General features: G+C 71.3%; 12 protein-coding genes and 1 pseudogene. 6 read left to right on the top strand and 7 right to left on the bottom strand.

Annotation, left to right across the window (positions count from 1 at the left end; translation table 11 throughout):
- Positions 1 to 679: 679 nt before the first annotated feature.
- Positions 680 to 2,113, top strand: coding sequence for an MFS transporter (locus IE257_RS16805; protein ID WP_229920429.1), 1,434 nt, complete (start codon positions 680 to 682; stop codon positions 2,111 to 2,113).
- A gap of 2,075 nt (positions 2,114 to 4,188) precedes the next feature.
- On the opposite strand, the gene IE257_RS16800 is transcribed toward IE257_RS16805, so the two are convergent.
- The 5 genes and pseudogenes from IE257_RS16800 to IE257_RS16780 all read right to left on the bottom strand — a co-directional run.
- The gene (locus IE257_RS16800) at positions 4,189 to 4,863 is read right to left on the bottom strand and encodes a peptidoglycan recognition protein family protein (RefSeq protein WP_229920428.1); all 675 of its coding nucleotides are present in this window, start codon (positions 4,861 to 4,863) and stop codon (positions 4,189 to 4,191) included.
- 295 nt (positions 4,864 to 5,158) lie between these two features.
- On the bottom strand, positions 5,159 to 7,258 hold the full coding sequence (locus IE257_RS16795) for a xanthine dehydrogenase family protein molybdopterin-binding subunit (RefSeq protein ID WP_189969412.1): 2,100 nt from the start codon (positions 7,256 to 7,258) through the stop codon (positions 5,159 to 5,161).
- Between the two features lie 85 nt (positions 7,259 to 7,343).
- Positions 7,344 to 8,360, bottom strand: a complete 1,017-nt coding sequence (locus tag IE257_RS16790; RefSeq protein WP_189969410.1) for an FAD binding domain-containing protein — start codon at positions 8,358 to 8,360, stop codon at positions 7,344 to 7,346.
- On the bottom strand, positions 8,357 to 9,004 hold the full coding sequence (locus IE257_RS16785; RefSeq protein ID WP_189969408.1) for a 2Fe-2S iron-sulfur cluster-binding protein: 648 nt from the start codon (positions 9,002 to 9,004) through the stop codon (positions 8,357 to 8,359). Before IE257_RS16785 ends, IE257_RS16790 begins: the two co-directional genes overlap by 4 nt.
- A gap of 366 nt (positions 9,005 to 9,370) precedes the next feature.
- Positions 9,371 to 10,258: pseudogene (locus tag IE257_RS16780) on the bottom strand (acyl-CoA dehydrogenase); the annotation flags it as partial.
- A 270-nt stretch (positions 10,259 to 10,528) separates the two neighbouring features.
- On the opposite strand from IE257_RS16780, the gene IE257_RS39605 reads away from it, so the two are divergent.
- The 5 genes from IE257_RS39605 (at position 10,529) to IE257_RS16755 (ending at position 14,705) form a co-directional block, all read left to right on the top strand.
- The gene (locus IE257_RS39605; protein WP_189969406.1) at positions 10,529 to 12,097 is read left to right on the top strand and encodes a carbohydrate binding domain-containing protein; all 1,569 of its coding nucleotides are present in this window, start codon (positions 10,529 to 10,531) and stop codon (positions 12,095 to 12,097) included.
- A 274-nt stretch (positions 12,098 to 12,371) separates the two neighbouring features.
- Positions 12,372 to 12,992, top strand: coding sequence for an endonuclease (locus IE257_RS16770; protein ID WP_189969403.1), 621 nt, complete (start codon positions 12,372 to 12,374; stop codon positions 12,990 to 12,992).
- A 435-nt stretch (positions 12,993 to 13,427) separates the two neighbouring features.
- Positions 13,428 to 13,955, top strand: coding sequence for a DUF5133 domain-containing protein (locus IE257_RS38330; RefSeq protein WP_229920427.1), 528 nt, complete (start codon positions 13,428 to 13,430; stop codon positions 13,953 to 13,955).
- A 94-nt stretch (positions 13,956 to 14,049) separates the two neighbouring features.
- Positions 14,050 to 14,463, top strand: coding sequence for an SRPBCC family protein (locus IE257_RS16760; RefSeq protein ID WP_189969401.1), 414 nt, complete (start codon positions 14,050 to 14,052; stop codon positions 14,461 to 14,463).
- Positions 14,460 to 14,705 carry a hypothetical protein gene (locus IE257_RS16755; protein WP_372453156.1) on the top strand — a complete coding sequence of 82 codons (246 nt, stop codon included), beginning with the start codon at positions 14,460 to 14,462 and terminating at the stop codon, positions 14,703 to 14,705. Before IE257_RS16760 ends, IE257_RS16755 begins: the two co-directional genes overlap by 4 nt.
- Positions 14,706 to 14,977: 272 nt before the next feature.
- Here the strand turns inward: IE257_RS16755 and IE257_RS16750 are convergent, their stop codons facing one another.
- Positions 14,978 to 15,727 carry an MBL fold metallo-hydrolase gene (locus IE257_RS16750; RefSeq protein WP_189969399.1) on the bottom strand — a complete coding sequence of 250 codons (750 nt, stop codon included), beginning with the start codon at positions 15,725 to 15,727 and terminating at the stop codon, positions 14,978 to 14,980.
- Between the two features lie 119 nt (positions 15,728 to 15,846).
- Positions 15,847 to 16,827, bottom strand: a complete 981-nt coding sequence (locus IE257_RS16745) for a GlxA family transcriptional regulator (RefSeq protein ID WP_189969397.1) — start codon at positions 16,825 to 16,827, stop codon at positions 15,847 to 15,849.
- Position 16,828: the final 1 nt, after the last annotated feature.

Here is a 16,828-nt window from a genome sequence, read left to right as displayed (position 1 = left end):
GTCTCAGGGGACAGTGACAGGCGACGTCACCGCTGGTCGATCGGGTCCGACCAGGGACCGGCGTCGAATGAGGCCTGAGAGACGATGCGTCTGTCGGTAGACGACCGAATGACGGAAGGCGCGGGACGCGACCAACGACTCCGGGCTTTTCGGGGCCTGACGACAACTCGGATCCCATGAGATCCGATGGCGTTGACGACAGGGTTGGACGACAGTCGAGGCCCGATGCGCCGACGGGAGCGAGGAACGCCGCACGGTGCGCGTGCGGCCCACGCCCACATCGTCTTTTTCGCCGCAACTGCACGCCGTTGCCGCGGTCTTGTCGGAAGATCACAAGTTCCGCGATGGCCGGTCGGCTCCAGGCTAGGCTCCCGCTCCGGGTTCCTCGGCACGTGCGCCATGCGGGCAACCATGCCGAACGCCCGGGCCTGCCATGAGATCGCCGTCCGCCCGCGGTTGTTCTCAGCGCAAACCGACCACCACGTCCAAGACCTCGCACGGATCGGCCGGCAACTGGAGGAAGCCGTCGCGGTCGTGCTGCCGTATCACACCCCCGCACCGCACCCCGCTCACCGGCCGTTGCCGCAGCACCTTCGGCCGCCACCGCGCCCACGCAACGACGTAAGCCCCCTGGCCCTGCCCTCGCCCCGCAGTCCCTCTGACGGAAAGCCCTGCCCTGTTGACCCTGGCCGAACACCCGACCACCGTCCCACCGCTCGCCACATACGGCGCAGTACTGGGCAGCCGACACGTTGTCCGCCTGCTCGGCGGCACTCTGATCGGGCGCCTGCCCAACTCCATGGTTCCGGTGGGGCTCGTCCTGTGGATCACCGGCGGCGGGGGGTCGCTGGCCTTCGCCGGAATGCTCGCCGCCCTTTACGGACTGGCGTCCGGGCTGTCCCAGCCGGTCAAAGGCAGGCTGATGGACCGCTACGGTCAAACCCGTGTGTCAACACCGGCGGTGCTGCTCAACGCCGGCTGCCTGGCAGCGCTCCCCTTGATCCGGGCGGGCGGGCATCCCGCGGCGGTGACCGCGGTGGTCGGGCTCGCGGGTCTGGTCACACCGCCGCTGGAAGCAGGGCTTCGCGCGCTTTGGCCCAAGGTCCTGCCTGACTTCGGGCGGCGCCGAGTCGTCCAAGCCCTCGACACCGGCTCGCAGGGCCTCCTCTACATCGCGGGCCCCCTGCTCGCCTCGTGGCTGGCGACCACGCACGGGCCCGACACCGCATTGGCCGCGACCGCCGCCCTCGGGCTGGTGGGCACGGCGGTCGTCCTGACCGCCACACCGTCGCAGACCTGGCGTCCTGCCGCCGCGGTGACGGAAAGAGGACGGCTGATCAGCACCGGCCTGGTCCTGCTGCTCACCGCGCTGGCAGGAACGGGGTTCGCGTTCGGAGCGATGAACGTGTGGGCCGCAGGCATGGCGGCCACCCACGGGCGGGCCATGCTCTGTGGATTGCTTCCTGCCGTGTTCTCCACCGGCAGCTTCCTGGGCAGTCTGATCTACGCCCGCCGGGCATGGCCCGGCACGACCAAATCCCAGCTCATCACCACCAGCGCCCTGTTCCTCCTCGGCTGGGCGCCCCTGCTGGCCCAGCCCGATCCCCGCACAGCCCTCGCCCTCACGGCGATCCCGGGGCTGTTCTTCACCTTGATCATCACCAACGGCTTCCACACCGTGGACGCTCTCGCCTCCGCCTCCCGCACCACCGAGGCGTACGCCTGGCTGATCCTGTCGGTCAGCACCGGGCAGGCGGCCGGAACCGCGCTCGCCGCAACCCTCGCCGCCCACCCCGATGTTCTCGCCGCGCTCCCCACCGGCGGCGCCGCCATCGCGCTGACCATCCTCATCCTTGCCCGCCGCAAGCTCGGCCCGGGCCGTCGCCTCGGCCGCCACCGGCGTCCCCGACAACAAGGACATCCTCGCCCAACGCCGCCACCGACTCGATGGCGAGCGGCGTGCACGCGCTCGCTGCTCTTGGCGTCGACCGGCTGTGAAAGGGCGCTACGCGCCCTGGCCGGTCCCACTCGAGGGAATCGGCGTCGCCATCGGCGAGCGCCGCTTGACCACCCGGCGGCTCGGTTAAGGTTCCGAGTAAATGGCGTTCGCTGACGCTCCCTTGAACACGTTGGTGATGGACCAGACCTTCCCGCTGTCGGGTATGGAGAAGGACGACTGCACGACGACTCCGGCATCTGCATGCGCGTGAGAAACGCCACCGGTGGGCACGGTGCCGAACGGACACGGCACCACGATCCTCGAAATGACGCGGGGGTCGCCATCGGGTCCCCAGCCCGGGGCGACCAGCCACCCGTCCACAGGGCGGGAACGGGCGCGGGCCGGGTGATGCCCACCGGGAGCCCAGCCCGGCCCCGCGGGGCTCCCCGCTCCGTCGGTGGACGGTCGACCAGCTTCGCCAGGGTCTTCCCGGCTCGACCCGGCTGCTACGACACCTCCGCCGAAGCCGCGGAACGGCTCCGCCGGAACTGTAGGCCCCTCCCTCCCAACACGGCGACGGCGACGCCTTCAAAAGTCGTGAACATCCATCGCCTTCTTGACCTCCTACGGCTGGCGAAACCCAGCAACAAACGCTGTTCCTGGAAGTGAACGACGCCACCGAGTCGACCGTCCGCTGCGGACACTGCACCCCCCAGCCCCCTCGCAATGCGCTTTATGGTGAGATCTGAATGCGCGTCGAGTAACTGGAAGGCTGTGTGCCGGTCTCCATGTTCCTCACGAAGCACCTGGCGTAGATCTCCTCGCCTCCTAGTTCTGTGTCTATGTCACTGCTCCTTACGGAGAAAGTTGCCGTGCGGCTTTGGTTGACAGCGTTGATATTGGCGTGCCTGCCTCGCTTGACGAGGTCGTCATCATCGCTATCCTGTTCCCAAATGTCGCACCAAGATTGAAATTGGAATTGGTTTGTCTGATCGAACCTGGTGAAGTTCAAGTTGTAGTCGACCTTCATGTCCCACAGGGCGCCGCCCGGGCGCTGACTAACCCCGTAGAGTGTGGCACCGTTGATCCCCAGTGTTGGGACGAGGTGCGGAGCATCCTCCACGGACGCCGCGGAGGACGCTGTTGCCACGGGCACACTCCCCATAAGTGCCAGTGCTGCCGCCGCGGATACGATTGCTTTGCCAGTTCGCATGGTTTCCTCCAAGGGGTAACCTTCGCCGACCTGCATACCTAACCAGAGGTCTTGTCGAACTGTCGAAGGCGCCACTTTCCGATGACGCCAGCGTTTTTCTTCGCCGCATCCACATCCGCACCAGCAGTAGTTGAAGTGCCATCCATGTCGGATGCGGCCGACTGCATCAGGAAGTTGATTCGTACACCTGATAGTTCACGGGGCAACATATGTGTCGCGTTCCGCGATGTTGCGGCCAAATTCAGATTACGCCCGGCCTTAACGGGTAGCAAACAAGGTTCCAGTCCATCAGGGGCCTGACCCGACCGTGATCATCAGCGCCAAGGGCTGTACCGGTGTCCCACGCGCAGACGGTCCTTTCCCGAGCCGCCCCGACGGGAGGTCCGCACGGGGCACCGGAATCCCGGATCGGTTCTCACAACCCGCTCTCACTCAAAGCCGGGGAACGGAACGCCTTCTTGTGGGAAGCGGGTTGTGAGAACGTCCCGGTCCTGACGGACCTTCACGAACATGCTTAGGCCGACGCCGAAGACGTCGAGTTCCACCGGTGCCCGCGGTGCCCGCGGTGCCCGCGGTGCTCGGCCGCGTCGGGCTCGCCGTGCCGCTCGCGCGGTGGCGCCGTCGCCGGGACTCACCGCATCGGCCGGTTCACCAAGGTGCCCCGGCTCTCGAAGCTGCTGCGGGTCCAGACCTCGGCCGACCGCGGCCCCGACCAGCCCCGGCGGCGGGCCCAACCGACCCGGCCGCCACCGCCACCTGCATGAGGGACCTCGTCGCCGGGAGATCACCCGCAGCTGCTTTGCACCCCGGGTCACGGATAGGAGGCCGGGGCCGAGGCCCCCGCGAGTTCGCGGAAACTGAAGCTGCTTCAGCGGGAACCCGAGGGCCCAGGGGGGCAGGCTGGCGGCCGAGGGAGATCCTCTGGCTCCGCGAACCGACCAACTGATCATCTATCAGATCCCGTCCGACTTCGAGAGATCCTCCGCCACCGCAAGCAGAGCGCTGATCAACCAAGTGGTCATTTATCAGACGGGCTCTAGCGGGGGAGCATGCGGAGCGCGGTGGAGAGCACTTCTCCCGTCTGTGCCGCACGGAGGGGGCCGGGGCAGGAGTGGCCGCCCCATGCCCGGCCTCCCATGCTGTGGATGCCGAAACCCCGGCCGAGCGGTGTGGAGGCCTGTTCGAGGCGCCACCCGTGCTGCGCCACGCCCCAGGTGTAGATCCGGGCGACGGCCTCCACCTGCTGCGCGGTGAGAGGACGGCGCGCGAACCCCGAGGTCTCCACCGAGAGCCACAGCGGGTTTCCGGTGCCCTGTGCCCATGCCCGGTCGGACGCGGAGACGTACTGCTCTATCTCGCCGGACTGCGAGACCCAGAAGTGCGAGGAAGACTTGACGGCGGGGTCGCTGAAGCGCTCGTGGAGCGAGTTCTCGCCCTCCTGCACGTGCAGGATCAGACCCCGCATCTCCGTGAGCCCGCCCGGCGTGAAGTTCACCGACAGCGGTTTGCGGGTGGCGTCAGGCATCCATGCCTGCCCCGGTACGGGAGGCTTCTCGGCAGGCGCTCCCGGACGGACCTCGCCCTGCTCCTGTTCCTGCAGGTCCACCGCCCGGGCGGGGCGCGGGTCCGGGCCGCGGAAGGCGGCGGCGCCGGCAAGGACGGTGGCGGTGAGTCCGCCTCCGGTGCATGCCAGCGCGGTGCGGCGCGACATCAGCGGTGGCTTCGGTTTCCGGTGGGTCACGTGGCTCCGTACGGACGGGGCGGGGATTTCTGTTCTACAGCGGCATGTTTGCCTCCGCTTTTCATCGGAATGGGACCGAATGATGACCGTTTCGAGACAACGTCCGGGTGATGCCGGCGAGTTCAAGGTTCGAGGGAACGCGGCCGGCCTGCCGGCCGTCCGTTCTGCTCTGCCTCTACTGACCCGCCCGGGTCACGGCGCGCCGCGATGACGACCCGCGTACGTGTCGCCGGGAGCGGGAGCGGGAGCGGGCGCGGTCGAGCGCTCAGGCGCTCCCGTGCAGTGCGGTCAGCACGCGGTCGGGTGTCAGGGGGAGTTCGCGCAGACGCTGTCCCGTGGCGTGGGCGACGGCGTTGCCGATGGCAGCGGCCGTGCCGACGATGCCGATCTCCCCGATTCCTTTGCTGCCCATCGGGTTGAGGTGCTTGTCGTGTTCGTCGATCCAGTGGGCCTCGATGTCCGGCACATCGGCGTGTACCGGAACGTGATAGGCCGCCAGGTCGTTCTCGGTGAAGTCACCGAATGCCGCGTCCACGGTGCTGTGTTCGGTCAGCGCCATGCCGAGTCCCATGACCATGGCGCCCTTGAACTGCGAGCGCGCGGTCTGCGGATTGAGGATGCGGCCGGCGGCGAAGACGCCGAGCAGGCGTCGCACCCGTACCTCTCCGCTGACCGTGTCGACCTGGACCTCGGCGAAGTGCGCGCCGAACGCGTGCCGGGCATAGGGGGACTTCTGCTTGGCCGATTGGGTGGTGTCCGCCGACGCCGACAGGCCCTCGGCCGGCAGCGGCCCCCGGTGGCTCCCCAGCCGTGCGGTCAGGGCGGCGCAGGCGTCGTGGACGGCCCATCCCCAGGACGCCGTGCCGCAGGAGCCTCCGGCGAGAGACGCTGCCGGCAGCCCGGTGTGCCCGATGGCGACGGCGACACGGCCGACGGGGACCCGCAGGGCGTCGGCGGCCACCTGGGCCAGGACGGTGCGGGCGCCGGTCCCGATGTCGGTGGCGTTGATCTCGACGAGGTAGCCGCCGTCGGGACGCGCGTGCGCGCGGGCGGTGGAAGGAGCGACCAGTACGGGGTAGGTCGCCGAGGCCACCCCGGCTCCGATGAGGTACGGGCCCTCGTGCCGCGGGGCCCGGCTCCTCGCCCAGCCGAACCGTTCGGCGCCCTCGCGCAGACACTCCACGAGGTGGCGGCTGCTGAACGGACGGCCGCTGTCCGGTTCGGACGCGGGTTCGTTGCGCACCCGCAGTTCGACCGGGTCGATGCCGAGGGCGTCGGCCAGTTCGTCCATCGCCGATTCCAGGGCGTACATGCCGGGGGCCTCCCCGGGCGCGCGCATCCACGACGGGGTCGGCACGTCGAGGGCGACGGCGCGGTGCGTGGTGCGGACGTCCGGTACCGCGTACATGACGCGCGCGGGCACGGCGGCCTGCTCGACGAACTCGCGGACACGTGAGGTGTGGGTGGTGACCTCGTGGGTGAGGGCGGTGAGGGTTCCGTCGGCGTGGGCGCCCAGCGAGATCCGGTGCAGGGTGGGTGCGCGGTGGCCGACGGTCGCGGGCAGGTGGCCGCGGGGCAGCGCGAGCTTGACGGGCCGGCCGTAGTGGAGCGCGGCCATCGCGGCCAGGACCACGTGGGGGCGCGGGGTGCCCTTGGAACCGAAACCGCCGCCCACGTGTTCGGAGACGACCGTGATGCCGTCCTCGGGGAGCTTGAACAGGGAGGCCAGCGCGGCGCGGACGGGTCCCGCACCCTGGCTGGAGTCGTGCACGGTCAGGTGGTGGCGGCCGGCGTCCCAGTCGGCGGTGGCGGCGTGCGGCTCCATGGGGTGGTTGTGCAGCGGCGGCACCGCGTACGTGCAGTCGATCCGTACGGGGGCGGCGGACAGGGCCGTGTCCGGGTCGCCCTGTTCCCGGTGGCCGGGGTGCCCCCCGTTGGCCTCGTCCGGGGTGTAGGCGTCGGGGTGGTCGGCGCGGAGGATGACGTCGTGCGGTTCGCTCGCATACGTGACCCTGACCTCGGAGGCGGCGGCGCGCGCCCCTTCGAGGGTGTCGGCGACCACGAGGGCCACGTACCAGCCGCGGTGGGGGACGCGGGGGTCCTGGAGCAGTTGCAGCGTCGGGTCCTCGGAGGCGCCCAGGCGCGGCGCGTCGAACGGGGTCAGGACCCCGATGACGCCGGGCAGGGCGGCGGCCGCGGTGCCGTCGACGGCGGTGACGCGGCCGCTGGCGACGGTCGCCGGCACCGGCCAGGCGTAGGCACAGCCGGGCGGGGTGTGCTCGGCGGCGTAGCGGGCGGCACCCGTGACCTTCTCGCGTCCCTCCCGCCGGGGCACGGGGCTGCCGAGGGCGTTCGTGGGGTGCATGGCGCTCCCTGTCTGGTCGAATCGGTGCGGATCGGTGCGGATCGGTGCGGATCGGTGGAGAACCGTGCGGGCGGACGGCGGACGGCTACGGCAGTCGCTCGGGTGGCTCCCCACCACAGGCCTGCGCCAGGGCCGCGAGAGAGTCCCGGGCGAGGTTGCGGGCGAGGCCGACCTTGAACGCGTTGCCGCGCAGTGGCCGAGCCTGCGCCAGCTCCGCGTCCACCGCCCGGAGTACGTTCTCGTCGGTGAGCGGCGCACCCGCCAGCAGCTGTTCGGCAACGGTGGCGCGCCAGGGGCGGTGGGCGAGTCCGCCGAAGGCGAGGGCGACGTGCCGCACCCGGCCGTCGGCGAGTTCCAGTACGGCGGCGACCGAGGCGAGGGCGAAGGCGTACGAGGCCCTGTCGCGGGCCTTGCGGTAGAGGGAGACGGCGCCGGGCGCCGCCGGGGGCAGGACCACGGCGGTGACGATCTCCCCGGGACGGATGAGGGTGTCCTGCTCGGGGTGGGCTCCGGGCAGGCGGTGGAACGCGGTCGCCGCGACCTGCCGCGGCCCCTCCGTGTCGCCGTACAGCTCGATGCCGGCATCCAGCGCGGCGAGCGCCACGGCCATGTCGGAGGGGTGCGTCGCGACGCAGTGCTCGGAGTGGCCGAGGACGGCGAGGTCGCGGTACGTGCTGTCACGGGCGCCGCAGCCGGTGCCCGGGTCGCGCTTGTTGCAGGGCTTGGACACGTCCTGGAAGTACGGGCACCGGGTGCGCTGGAGCAGGTTCCCGCCGGTGGTGGCCACGTTGCGCAGCTGCCCGGACGCACCGGCGAGCAGGGCCTGGGACAGCGCGGGATATCCGCTCCGCACGAGGGGGTGCGCGGCCAGGTCGGCGTTGGGCACGGTGGCTCCGATACGGAGTCCTCCCGCGGGCAGTTCCTCGACCCGGTTGAGCGGGAGCCGGGAGATGTCGATGAGGGTGGTCGGCGTTTCGACGTCGTGCTTCATGAGGTCGACGAGGTTGGTGCCGCCGCCGAGGTAGCGGGAGCCCGGACGGCAGGCGTGGGCATCCACGGCTTGCTGGAGGCTGGTGGCCCGGACGTAGGCGAAGGGCTTCACACGATCACATCCGGACGGGGAGGGATTGCCGACGAGGAAGGGGCGGTGACGTCGGCGCCGTTCATCCCGGCGCCCACCTCGGCGACGGCTTCGACGATCCCGTTGTAGGCACCGCAGCGGCAGAGGTTTCCGCTGAGCCGCTCGCGGATCTCATCGGTGGTCAGGGTGACGGGGCCGCTCGGTGCCGCGGTGCCGGTGACGTGCGAGGGCTGCCCGTCGGCGGCCTCACCGAGGACCCCGACGGCGGAGCAGAGCTGCCCCGGTGTGCAGTAGCCGCATTGGAAGGCGTCGTGCGCGAGGAAGGCCCGCTGGAGCGGGTGCAGCGTTCCGTCCGCGTCGGCGAGACCTTCGACGGTGGTGACCTCGGCCCCGTCCTGGGCCACGGCGAGCAGCAGGCAGCTGTTGGCGCGCCTGCCGTCCACGAGGACGGTGCAGGCGCCGCACTGCCCGTGGTCGCAGCCCTTCTTCGTCCCGGTCAGCTCCAGGGTCTCGCGCAGGGCGTCGAGCAGGGTGACGCGGTGGTCCACGTCGAGGTCACGGTCCGTGCCGTTGACCCGGAGCGTGACCCTCGAACGGTGAGCGCCGTCCGGGGCGCTGTGGGGCGGCCCGCCGCCGGGGTCGGATCCGGAACCGGCTTGATGCATGGGACGTGCTCCGCTCGCAGCCACGACTGTCCTTCATGTCCGTTACGGGTGTATATCCTCTCGGCTGCCCAGCCTCGGACATTCCACGCGCTCCGGCGTCCTGGGCGCGCCGTCACGGTCGGGAGCCGATCGATCCGTTCGAGGGAAGGGGGGTGGCCATCCGCCGTGAGCCGGGTAGGTGCAGGGGGTGGGGGCAGGGGGTGAGCGGAGGAGGTGGCGATCACGGCTCGTCCCGTACGGGCCGGTATCCGGTCGCACTCAAGGCCGAGAACGGCATCCTCACCCCCGCAGGCCCGGATGACGCGGCGGGCATGGACGCCTTCCGCCGCACGCCTCGCACCCGACACCGGACTGCCGGGCACCGGCTCACCCCACGAGGTCAGGCGCCCGCAGTACGGCGGACGGGATACCCCACGCGTCGACGAGGCCGACCGCGAGGGGACGCACCTTGCGGCACAGGTCGTTCACCTCGCGGCTGATCGCCTTGGAGCGCTGGACGGTCAGCCGCCCGTGCTCCATGAACCACGCCCGGTCCGCCTCGATCGTGGACAGGGCGAACAGGTCGCACAGGAGCGCGAGCGCGGCCTTCTCGCCCCCTTCGGGCAGCGTGCGCACCTTGTCGACGAAGGCCTCCGTCACCAGCCGCTCGACGTGTGCGCGCGCGAGTGCGATGACGTGGTCCTGCACCTGCGAGAAGACCGCGCCGGGATCGCGCTTCTGGTCGATCCCGCGTTTGATCCGCCGGGCCAGGCCGGCGAGCATGTGTTCCTCGCGGAAGCGGACCATGGCGAGCTGGTACTCCGAGTCGAGCAGGCCGGCTTCCCGGTCCCACTCGTCGCCGCCGGGCAGCAGGTCGCGTACCCGTTCCAGCAGTTTGTGGGCCGACGTCCGCTCGATGACCGTCTCCACGGCGAGGTTGGTGACGTAGCGGACCATGCCGAGCTGGTCGAGGTCCTCGAACTCGCTCGCATGGTCGGTGAGCAGCCCCTTGGCCACGAGCTGCAACAGGACGTGGTTGTCGCCCTCGAAGGTCGTGAAGACGTCGCTGTCGCCCTTGAGGGCGGCGAACCGGTTGACGGCGAGATAGCCGGCGCCGCCGCACGCCTCGCGGCATTCCTGGACGACCCGGGTGGCGTGCCAGGTGCCGAGCGCCTTGATGCCCGCGGCCCGTGATTCGAGCCGGCGCCGCGCCCGCGCGTCGTCCTCCGTGCCCGAGAAGACCTCGTGCAGCTGCGTACGCACGACGTCCTGCGCACTCCCGCTCATTGGTCCAGACCTATTGACGGGTCTCGTCGCCGTCCCTACGATCCGGTCCGGCAGCCCCACATGTCCCCACCTCACCCGAGCCGGGCGTCACTCCCCACGCGCTGGTCACGACCATGGCGCTCGGCGCGAAGGGAGCACAGCATGTTCCGTCGGAGGCCACGCACTCCACATCCGTCCGGCCATACAGGTCCTTGCCCGTCTCCCGGCCGCGACGAAGGCCACCGTTTCCGCCACGCCGAGCAGGGACCGACCATCCTGATGCGTTCCCTCGCCGGGGCGAGCGCCGCCGCCCTCATCGCTGCCGGGATAGCCGTGGCCGGCTCCGTCACGGCCGGGGCCGCTACCGCGGAATCGGTGGCCAACTCCGGTTTCGAGAACGGGCTCTCCGACTGGACCTGCTCCGGCGGATCCGGTACGACCGTCACCGGCCCGGTTCACTCGGGCGCCTCCGCGCTCAGGGCCACGCCGACCGGCCTGGACAACGCCCAGTGCGCCCAGACCGTCAGCGTGCAGCCCAACTCCCAGTACACGCTGAGCGCCTACGTCCAGGGCAGCTACGTCCACCTGGGTGCCACCGGCACCGGAACAACGGGTGCCGCGTCCACCTGGACGCCGAACACACCGTCGTACGGCCGGCTCAGCGTCGGCTTCACCACCGGGCCGACCACCACCTCGGTGACCGTCTATCTGCATGGCTGGTACGGGCAGCCCGCCTACTACGCGGACGACGTGTCGCTCGCGGGCCCCGGCGGCAGCAGCCCCACTCCCACGCCGACTCCCACGCCGACTCCCACGGCGACGCCCACACCCACGCCGACGCCCACACCCACTCCCACTCCCACACCCGCGCCGACAACGACGCCGCCCGGCGACACCTGCCCCCCGAAGCCCAGGCCGTCGGGGAAGGTCCTGCAGGGCTACTGGGAGAACTGGGACGGTGCCCTGAACGGCGTCCACCCCGGCATGGGCTGGGTCCCCATCACGGACAGCCGGATCGCCGCGCACGGCTACAACGTCATCAACGCCGCCTTCCCGGTGATCCTCTCGGACGGCACCGTCCTGTGGCAGGACGGCATGGACGCCAACGTGAAGGTCTCGACCCCCGCCGAGATGTGCCGGGCCAAGGCGGCCGGGGCGACGATCCTGATGTCGATCGGCGGCGCCGCAGCAGGGATCGACCTGAGCTCCAGCACGGTCGCCGACCGCTTCGTCGCGACCGTCGTCCCGATCCTCAAGAAGTACAACTTCGACGGGATCGACATCGACATCGAGACGGGCCTTTCCGGAAGCGGCAACATCAACACGCTGTCCGTCTCCCAGGCCAACCTCGTGCGCATCATCGACGGCGTCCTGGCTCAGATGCCCGCCGGCTTCGGCCTGACCATGGCTCCCGAGACCGCCTACGTCACCGGCGGAAGCGTCACGTACGGGTCGATCTGGGGCTCCTACCTGCCGATCATCAAGAAGTACGCCGACAACGGGCGACTGTGGTGGCTGAACATGCAGTACTACAACGGCAGCATGTACGGCTGCTCCGGCGACTCGTACCAGGCCGGAACAGTCCAGGGCTTCACCGCCCAGACCACGTGTCTGAACAACGGCCTGGTCATCCAGGGCACCACCATCAAGGTGCCCTACGACAAGCAGGTGCCCGGCCTGCCGGCCCAGGCGGGTGCGGGGGGTGGCTACATGTCGCCGAGTCTCGTCACCCAGTCGTGGAATGCCTTCGGCGGTTCGCTGAAGGGGCTCATGACGTGGTCGATCAACTGGGACGGCTCGAAGGGCTGGACCTTCGGCGACAACATCAAGTCCCTCCAAGGCCGTTGACGCCCCGCTGCGTCCCCACCCACCGACCCGAACGGCACCTGGGTCCGCGCCCGCTCGGGCGCGGCAGGGGAGCCTGTCCCGAGCGGCAACGGAACGAGCCCGGGCGGGGCTGCGGACCGACCGAGCCCCCGCGGCCCATGGCGCAGCGCCCCCGCCACCGCACAGCGGTGGCGGGGGTGGGGGTGGGTTTCTCCCGTCGGGAAACGGGCAGCGGCCACGACGGGACCGTTCAGGCGAGGGAGAACCTGTGCGGGGACACTCCCCGGAGGTCGTCATGACGCAGCGCTCCACCGCACGGGATCTGCTGGCAGAGCACGGGCGGACCCATGCCGAGGAGGCGGGCATCCGTATGGGGAACACGCCGATGCCGCTGTACCAACTGCTGACGCTGTGCCTGCTGTTCTCGGTCCGCATCAAGGCCGACATCGCGGTGGCGGCGGCCCGCGAGGTGTACGCCGCGGGATGGCGCACGCCCCGGGCCATGGCGGCGTCCTCCTGGCAGGACAGGGTGGACGCACTGGGCCGCGCGCACTACCGCCGCTACGACGAAAGTACGGCGACGGCACTGGGAGAGGCCGCAGCCCTGGTTCTCGACCGGTACGGAGGGGACCTGCGCCGCCTGCGCAGTGCCGCAGCTCAGGACCCGGGCCGCATCCGCGAACTGCTCCAGGAGGTCCCGCGGATCGGACCCGTGGGCGCCGACATCTTCTGTCGCGAGGCCCAGGGCGTGTGGCCCGAACTGAGCCCCGCCTTCGACCGCAGGGCTCGCCGGGCCGCGGCCGGACTCGGCCTCCCGCGGACCCCCGAGGGCTTGGCGCGTCTGGTGAGTACCGAGGACCTGCCCAGGCTGGCGGCGGCCCTGGTCCGCACCGAACTCTCCTCCCCGAGGTCCTGACGGCATCCACCTGACGGCATCCACCGGACGGCGTCACGCGAGCCCGCCCGGTCCGGGGCACGCTGCGGCGTCGGGCAACGCCGGCGGCGATCTCGGTGCGGCGCTGGTGGAGGCGTCGGCGAGGGCGCGCAGCAGGTGCGACTCGACGCCGGTCAGGGGGTGGGCTCGCGGCTGAGGAGGCCGCGGGGGAGCCCGTACGGCAGGCGGGGGCGCCGAAGCCTCGATACGACGGAACCAGGCTGGTCCATCCCCCCATCCCACGGCTCGGGCCGGGCGAACCCGTGGCCGCCCCACGGAAATTCCGGAGCGCGGACGCGCCACGGGCACGGCGTGCCGCAGGTACCACTGCGCGCCCCGCGGGAATACCTTCCGTAAGCGCGTCGTCACGCCGCGGACGACTCCCGCCCCACCCCGCCCTGGACGAAGGGATCCCACGTGTCTCCAGCCGGTAACCGTCCTCCGCGCCCGACCGCCGCCGCCGTCATCGCCGCGGACACACCCGCCGGGCCTCCGGCCGCAGCCCCGACGACCGCCCGGGCGCTTGGCATGCTGATGGCCGCGACACCGTGCGGGGCCCGTGACGCGCACCGGATCCTCGCGGCGGCCGCAGACCTCGTCCGCACGACCCCCGACGCCGTGGCGGCGGCCGTCGTCGAGGGCTCCTGCGGCACTCCGGTGCCCGTGCACGTGGAGCGGGCCGTGCGCCGGGCGATGGAGGCGGCTCGTACGTCCGGGCGGCCGGCGGGACCGCTCGTCGGGATCCTGCCGGCCAGGACCAGGGTCGAGGAGGTCCTGACCCGGTTGCGGGGCTGCCGGGCCCGCCTCGGAGTCGCGCCCGAGGACCCCGCGGCGCTCCGCGCCATGGACGACGCCGCCTACACCCTGTGTGTGCTGATGGGCCGGTCGACGGTGCACGAGGCCCTCCTCGCGGCCGAGGCCCACCTCGCCCGCCCTGCGACGTAGCAACGCGCTGGGCCGTGGCGCGTGCGTGACGGCGGCCGGGGCGGGCAGACGCCGGTACGGACGATGCCGAACGAACGAGAGGTGTGACGATCCCATGACCGAGTACGAGCGGTCCCGTACGATGCCCGCCCTGCCGGAGCACGTGTTCGACCAGGCGTCCAACGTCGGGCAGATGGACCAGTGGCTCCCGCGCGAACTGCACGTGCACGCCGACGAGCTGCCTGCCGTGCGTGTGCGCGAGGACGGTGCCGAGGGCGACAAGGCGGCCGTTCTGCGCGCCAGGGCGGACCAGATGCGGCTCGAATGGGGGAGTCGCGAGAACGGCGGGTACAGCGGGTGGCTCCAGGTGGCCGGTCATGACGGGGGTCCCGCCGAGGTGAAGGTCCATCTCTCGTTCCTCACCGGGGAGACCGATCCCGGGGAGCGCGCGGCGAACGACGCCCTCGACAGCAGTCTCGCCCGCCTGGAGGAGCAGGTGCGCCTGCGCGTCGACGGCGCGGCGGGTTGAGCCGCCGCAGCCGGTGCGAGCGGTTCGGGTACGGGCGGACGCAGTGCGGGTCCGGTGGATCCGCCACCGCGAGCCGGTCCTCCACGTACGACGTGTCCTCCTCGAAGCGGGGTGGGCGGCGCTCCCACAGTGGCTCGCAGGGGCCCACGAAGGAGCAGCTGTACAACGAGGCGAAGCAGTGCAACATCGAGGGCCGTTCGAAGATGGACAAGGCCGAACTCAAGCGCGCCCTAGGCCACTGACCCCGCCCGGGACCCGCGCGGCGGCCCTGAGCACCGCCCCGCCCGCCGGTCAGCGGCATCCGACACCGCGTCGCTGCTTCAGATGGGCGGAGGGGACGAAGCGGGATGAACTGGGGTCGACTGGGGCGGGCCGGGCTGGGTAGGAGCCCCGTACGGGGTGCGGTCCGGCCTCACCCCGTACGGGGTGCGGTCCGGCCTCCCGGCCCCGCAGGGGCCGTACCCCGGCCCCTGCGGGGCACAGCGCGAAGCAGCCCGTCCGCGCGGCGCCCGTGTCAGCTCATGGCGCGGCTTCGCAGGCGGCCCCGGTTCGCCCGGCCGGTGAGGCGCCGCTGCTCCCGCTCCGCCCAGCGGCGGACGCGCTCGGGGTCGAGCGGGACGCCGTGGCCGACATGGAGCTTCGTGGGGTCGAGGGCGAGCATGGCGCGCAGGCTGGCCAGGTTGTGCAGGGGATCGTCGTGGAAGGGCGGGTTCGCCGGCTTGCCGGGGATGAGACCCATGAAGGAGTTGGCCACGAGGTCGCCCGCCACGAGGTCTCCGCCTCCGGTCAGGACGGAGACGGAGCCCGCCGTGTGGCCGGGGGTGGGCATGATCCGGGCGTCGAGCCCGAAGTCGGCCAGGCCGGTCTCACCGCGGATCAGGACCCCGGGTTCGAACGGATCGGCCGGGACGTGCAGCTTGCGGTTCCGGTTCATCAGGCGGCCCATGGGGCCGGTCGGCAGGTACGGCATGCGGGCCCGGCCGGTGCGGAAGGGTTCGAGGTCGGCGACGTGGCCGGCGACCGGTGCGCCGGTGAGGCGATGCAGCTCCGCGGCGGAGCCGAAGTGGTCGATGTGTCCGTGGGTGATGACGATCAGGGCGAGGTCGGATGGGTCGACGCCGTGGCCGGCGATCCGGTCGCGGATCAGGCTTCCGCTGCCGGGCGTTCCGGCGTCGACGAGGACGGGGCGTCGGCCGAGCAGGAGGTAGGCGTTGACCGCGTGCTTGCCGAGCACCGGTATTGGAATGATCTTCGTGCGGGACATGGGGCTGGAGCCTTTCGGGTACGGGGCCGGGCGTGGGCATGCCTCGGTGTCCGCCGGTCGGTGGGCGGTCGGGGGAAGGAGAGAACGGGGTGGAGGGCGGGGCGGAGGGCGGGGCGGGTTCAGCGGAAACGGCGGCGGTATTCGGCCGGGGTGGTTCCCAGGTGACGCTGGAAGGTCCGATGCAAGGTCTGCAGGGAGCCGAGCCCGCTGGTGGCGGCGATCTGGGGCAGACCGGCGTCACTCTCCTCGAGGAGCCGGCGGGCGGTCTCCAGCCGCGCGGATTCCACGTACGCGGCGGGCGTGGTGCCGGTGCGCTGCGCGAAGAGCCGGGAGAAGTGGCGTGTGCTGAGACTGGCGCGCCGGGCGAGTGCCTCGGCGGACAGGTCCGCCGCGGGGTGTTCCGTGATCCACCGGCGCAGTTCGCCGATGCGGTCGCAGGTGGGCTCCGGTACGGAGAGCGGCACGCTGAACTGGCTCTGGCCACCGGAGCGTTTGACGTACATCACCATCATGCGGGCGGTCGCGAGCGCCAGGGCGTGTCCGTGGTCCTCGGCCACCATCGCCAGCGCCATGTCCATCCCCGAGGTGATCCCGGCGCAGGTCCACAGCGAACCGGAGCGGACGAAGATCGAATCGGGATCCACGCTGACCTCGGGGTGGTCGGCCGCCAGCTGCGCGGCCGTGAGCCAGTGCGTCGTGGCGGACCGGCCGTCCAGCAGGCCCGCCGCCGCGAGGAGATGGGCGCCGGCGCACACCGATCCGGTGCGACCGGCTCCCGGCACCGCTGTACGGAGCCAGTCCCTGACCTCGGGGTCGACGACGGCGCGAGCGCCGCCCTCCTTCGGGTGGGTGACGGCGCCGGACACCAGCAGGGTGTCGACCCGGCCCGTCACCTCGTCGAGCCGCAGGTCGGCAAGGAGCCGGACACTGCTGGAGGTCGTCACGGGGCCGCCGTCCGCCGTCGCGATCTCAACGGTGTAGCGGGGGTGTTCCTGCTCGGCCACCCGGGAGGCGACCGAGAACACCTCGGCGGGTCCTGTGACGTCCAGGAGCTCCACGCCGGGGAAGGCGACGATGACGACACGGTGGGGTGCGGGCATG

The sequence above is a fragment of the Streptomyces avidinii genome (assembly GCF_014650695.1).
GTDB classification, from domain to species: domain Bacteria; phylum Actinomycetota; class Actinomycetes; order Streptomycetales; family Streptomycetaceae; genus Streptomyces; species Streptomyces avidinii.
Note: the sequence above shows the minus strand (reverse complement) of the source record. Positions and strands in the feature narration are given on the sequence as shown.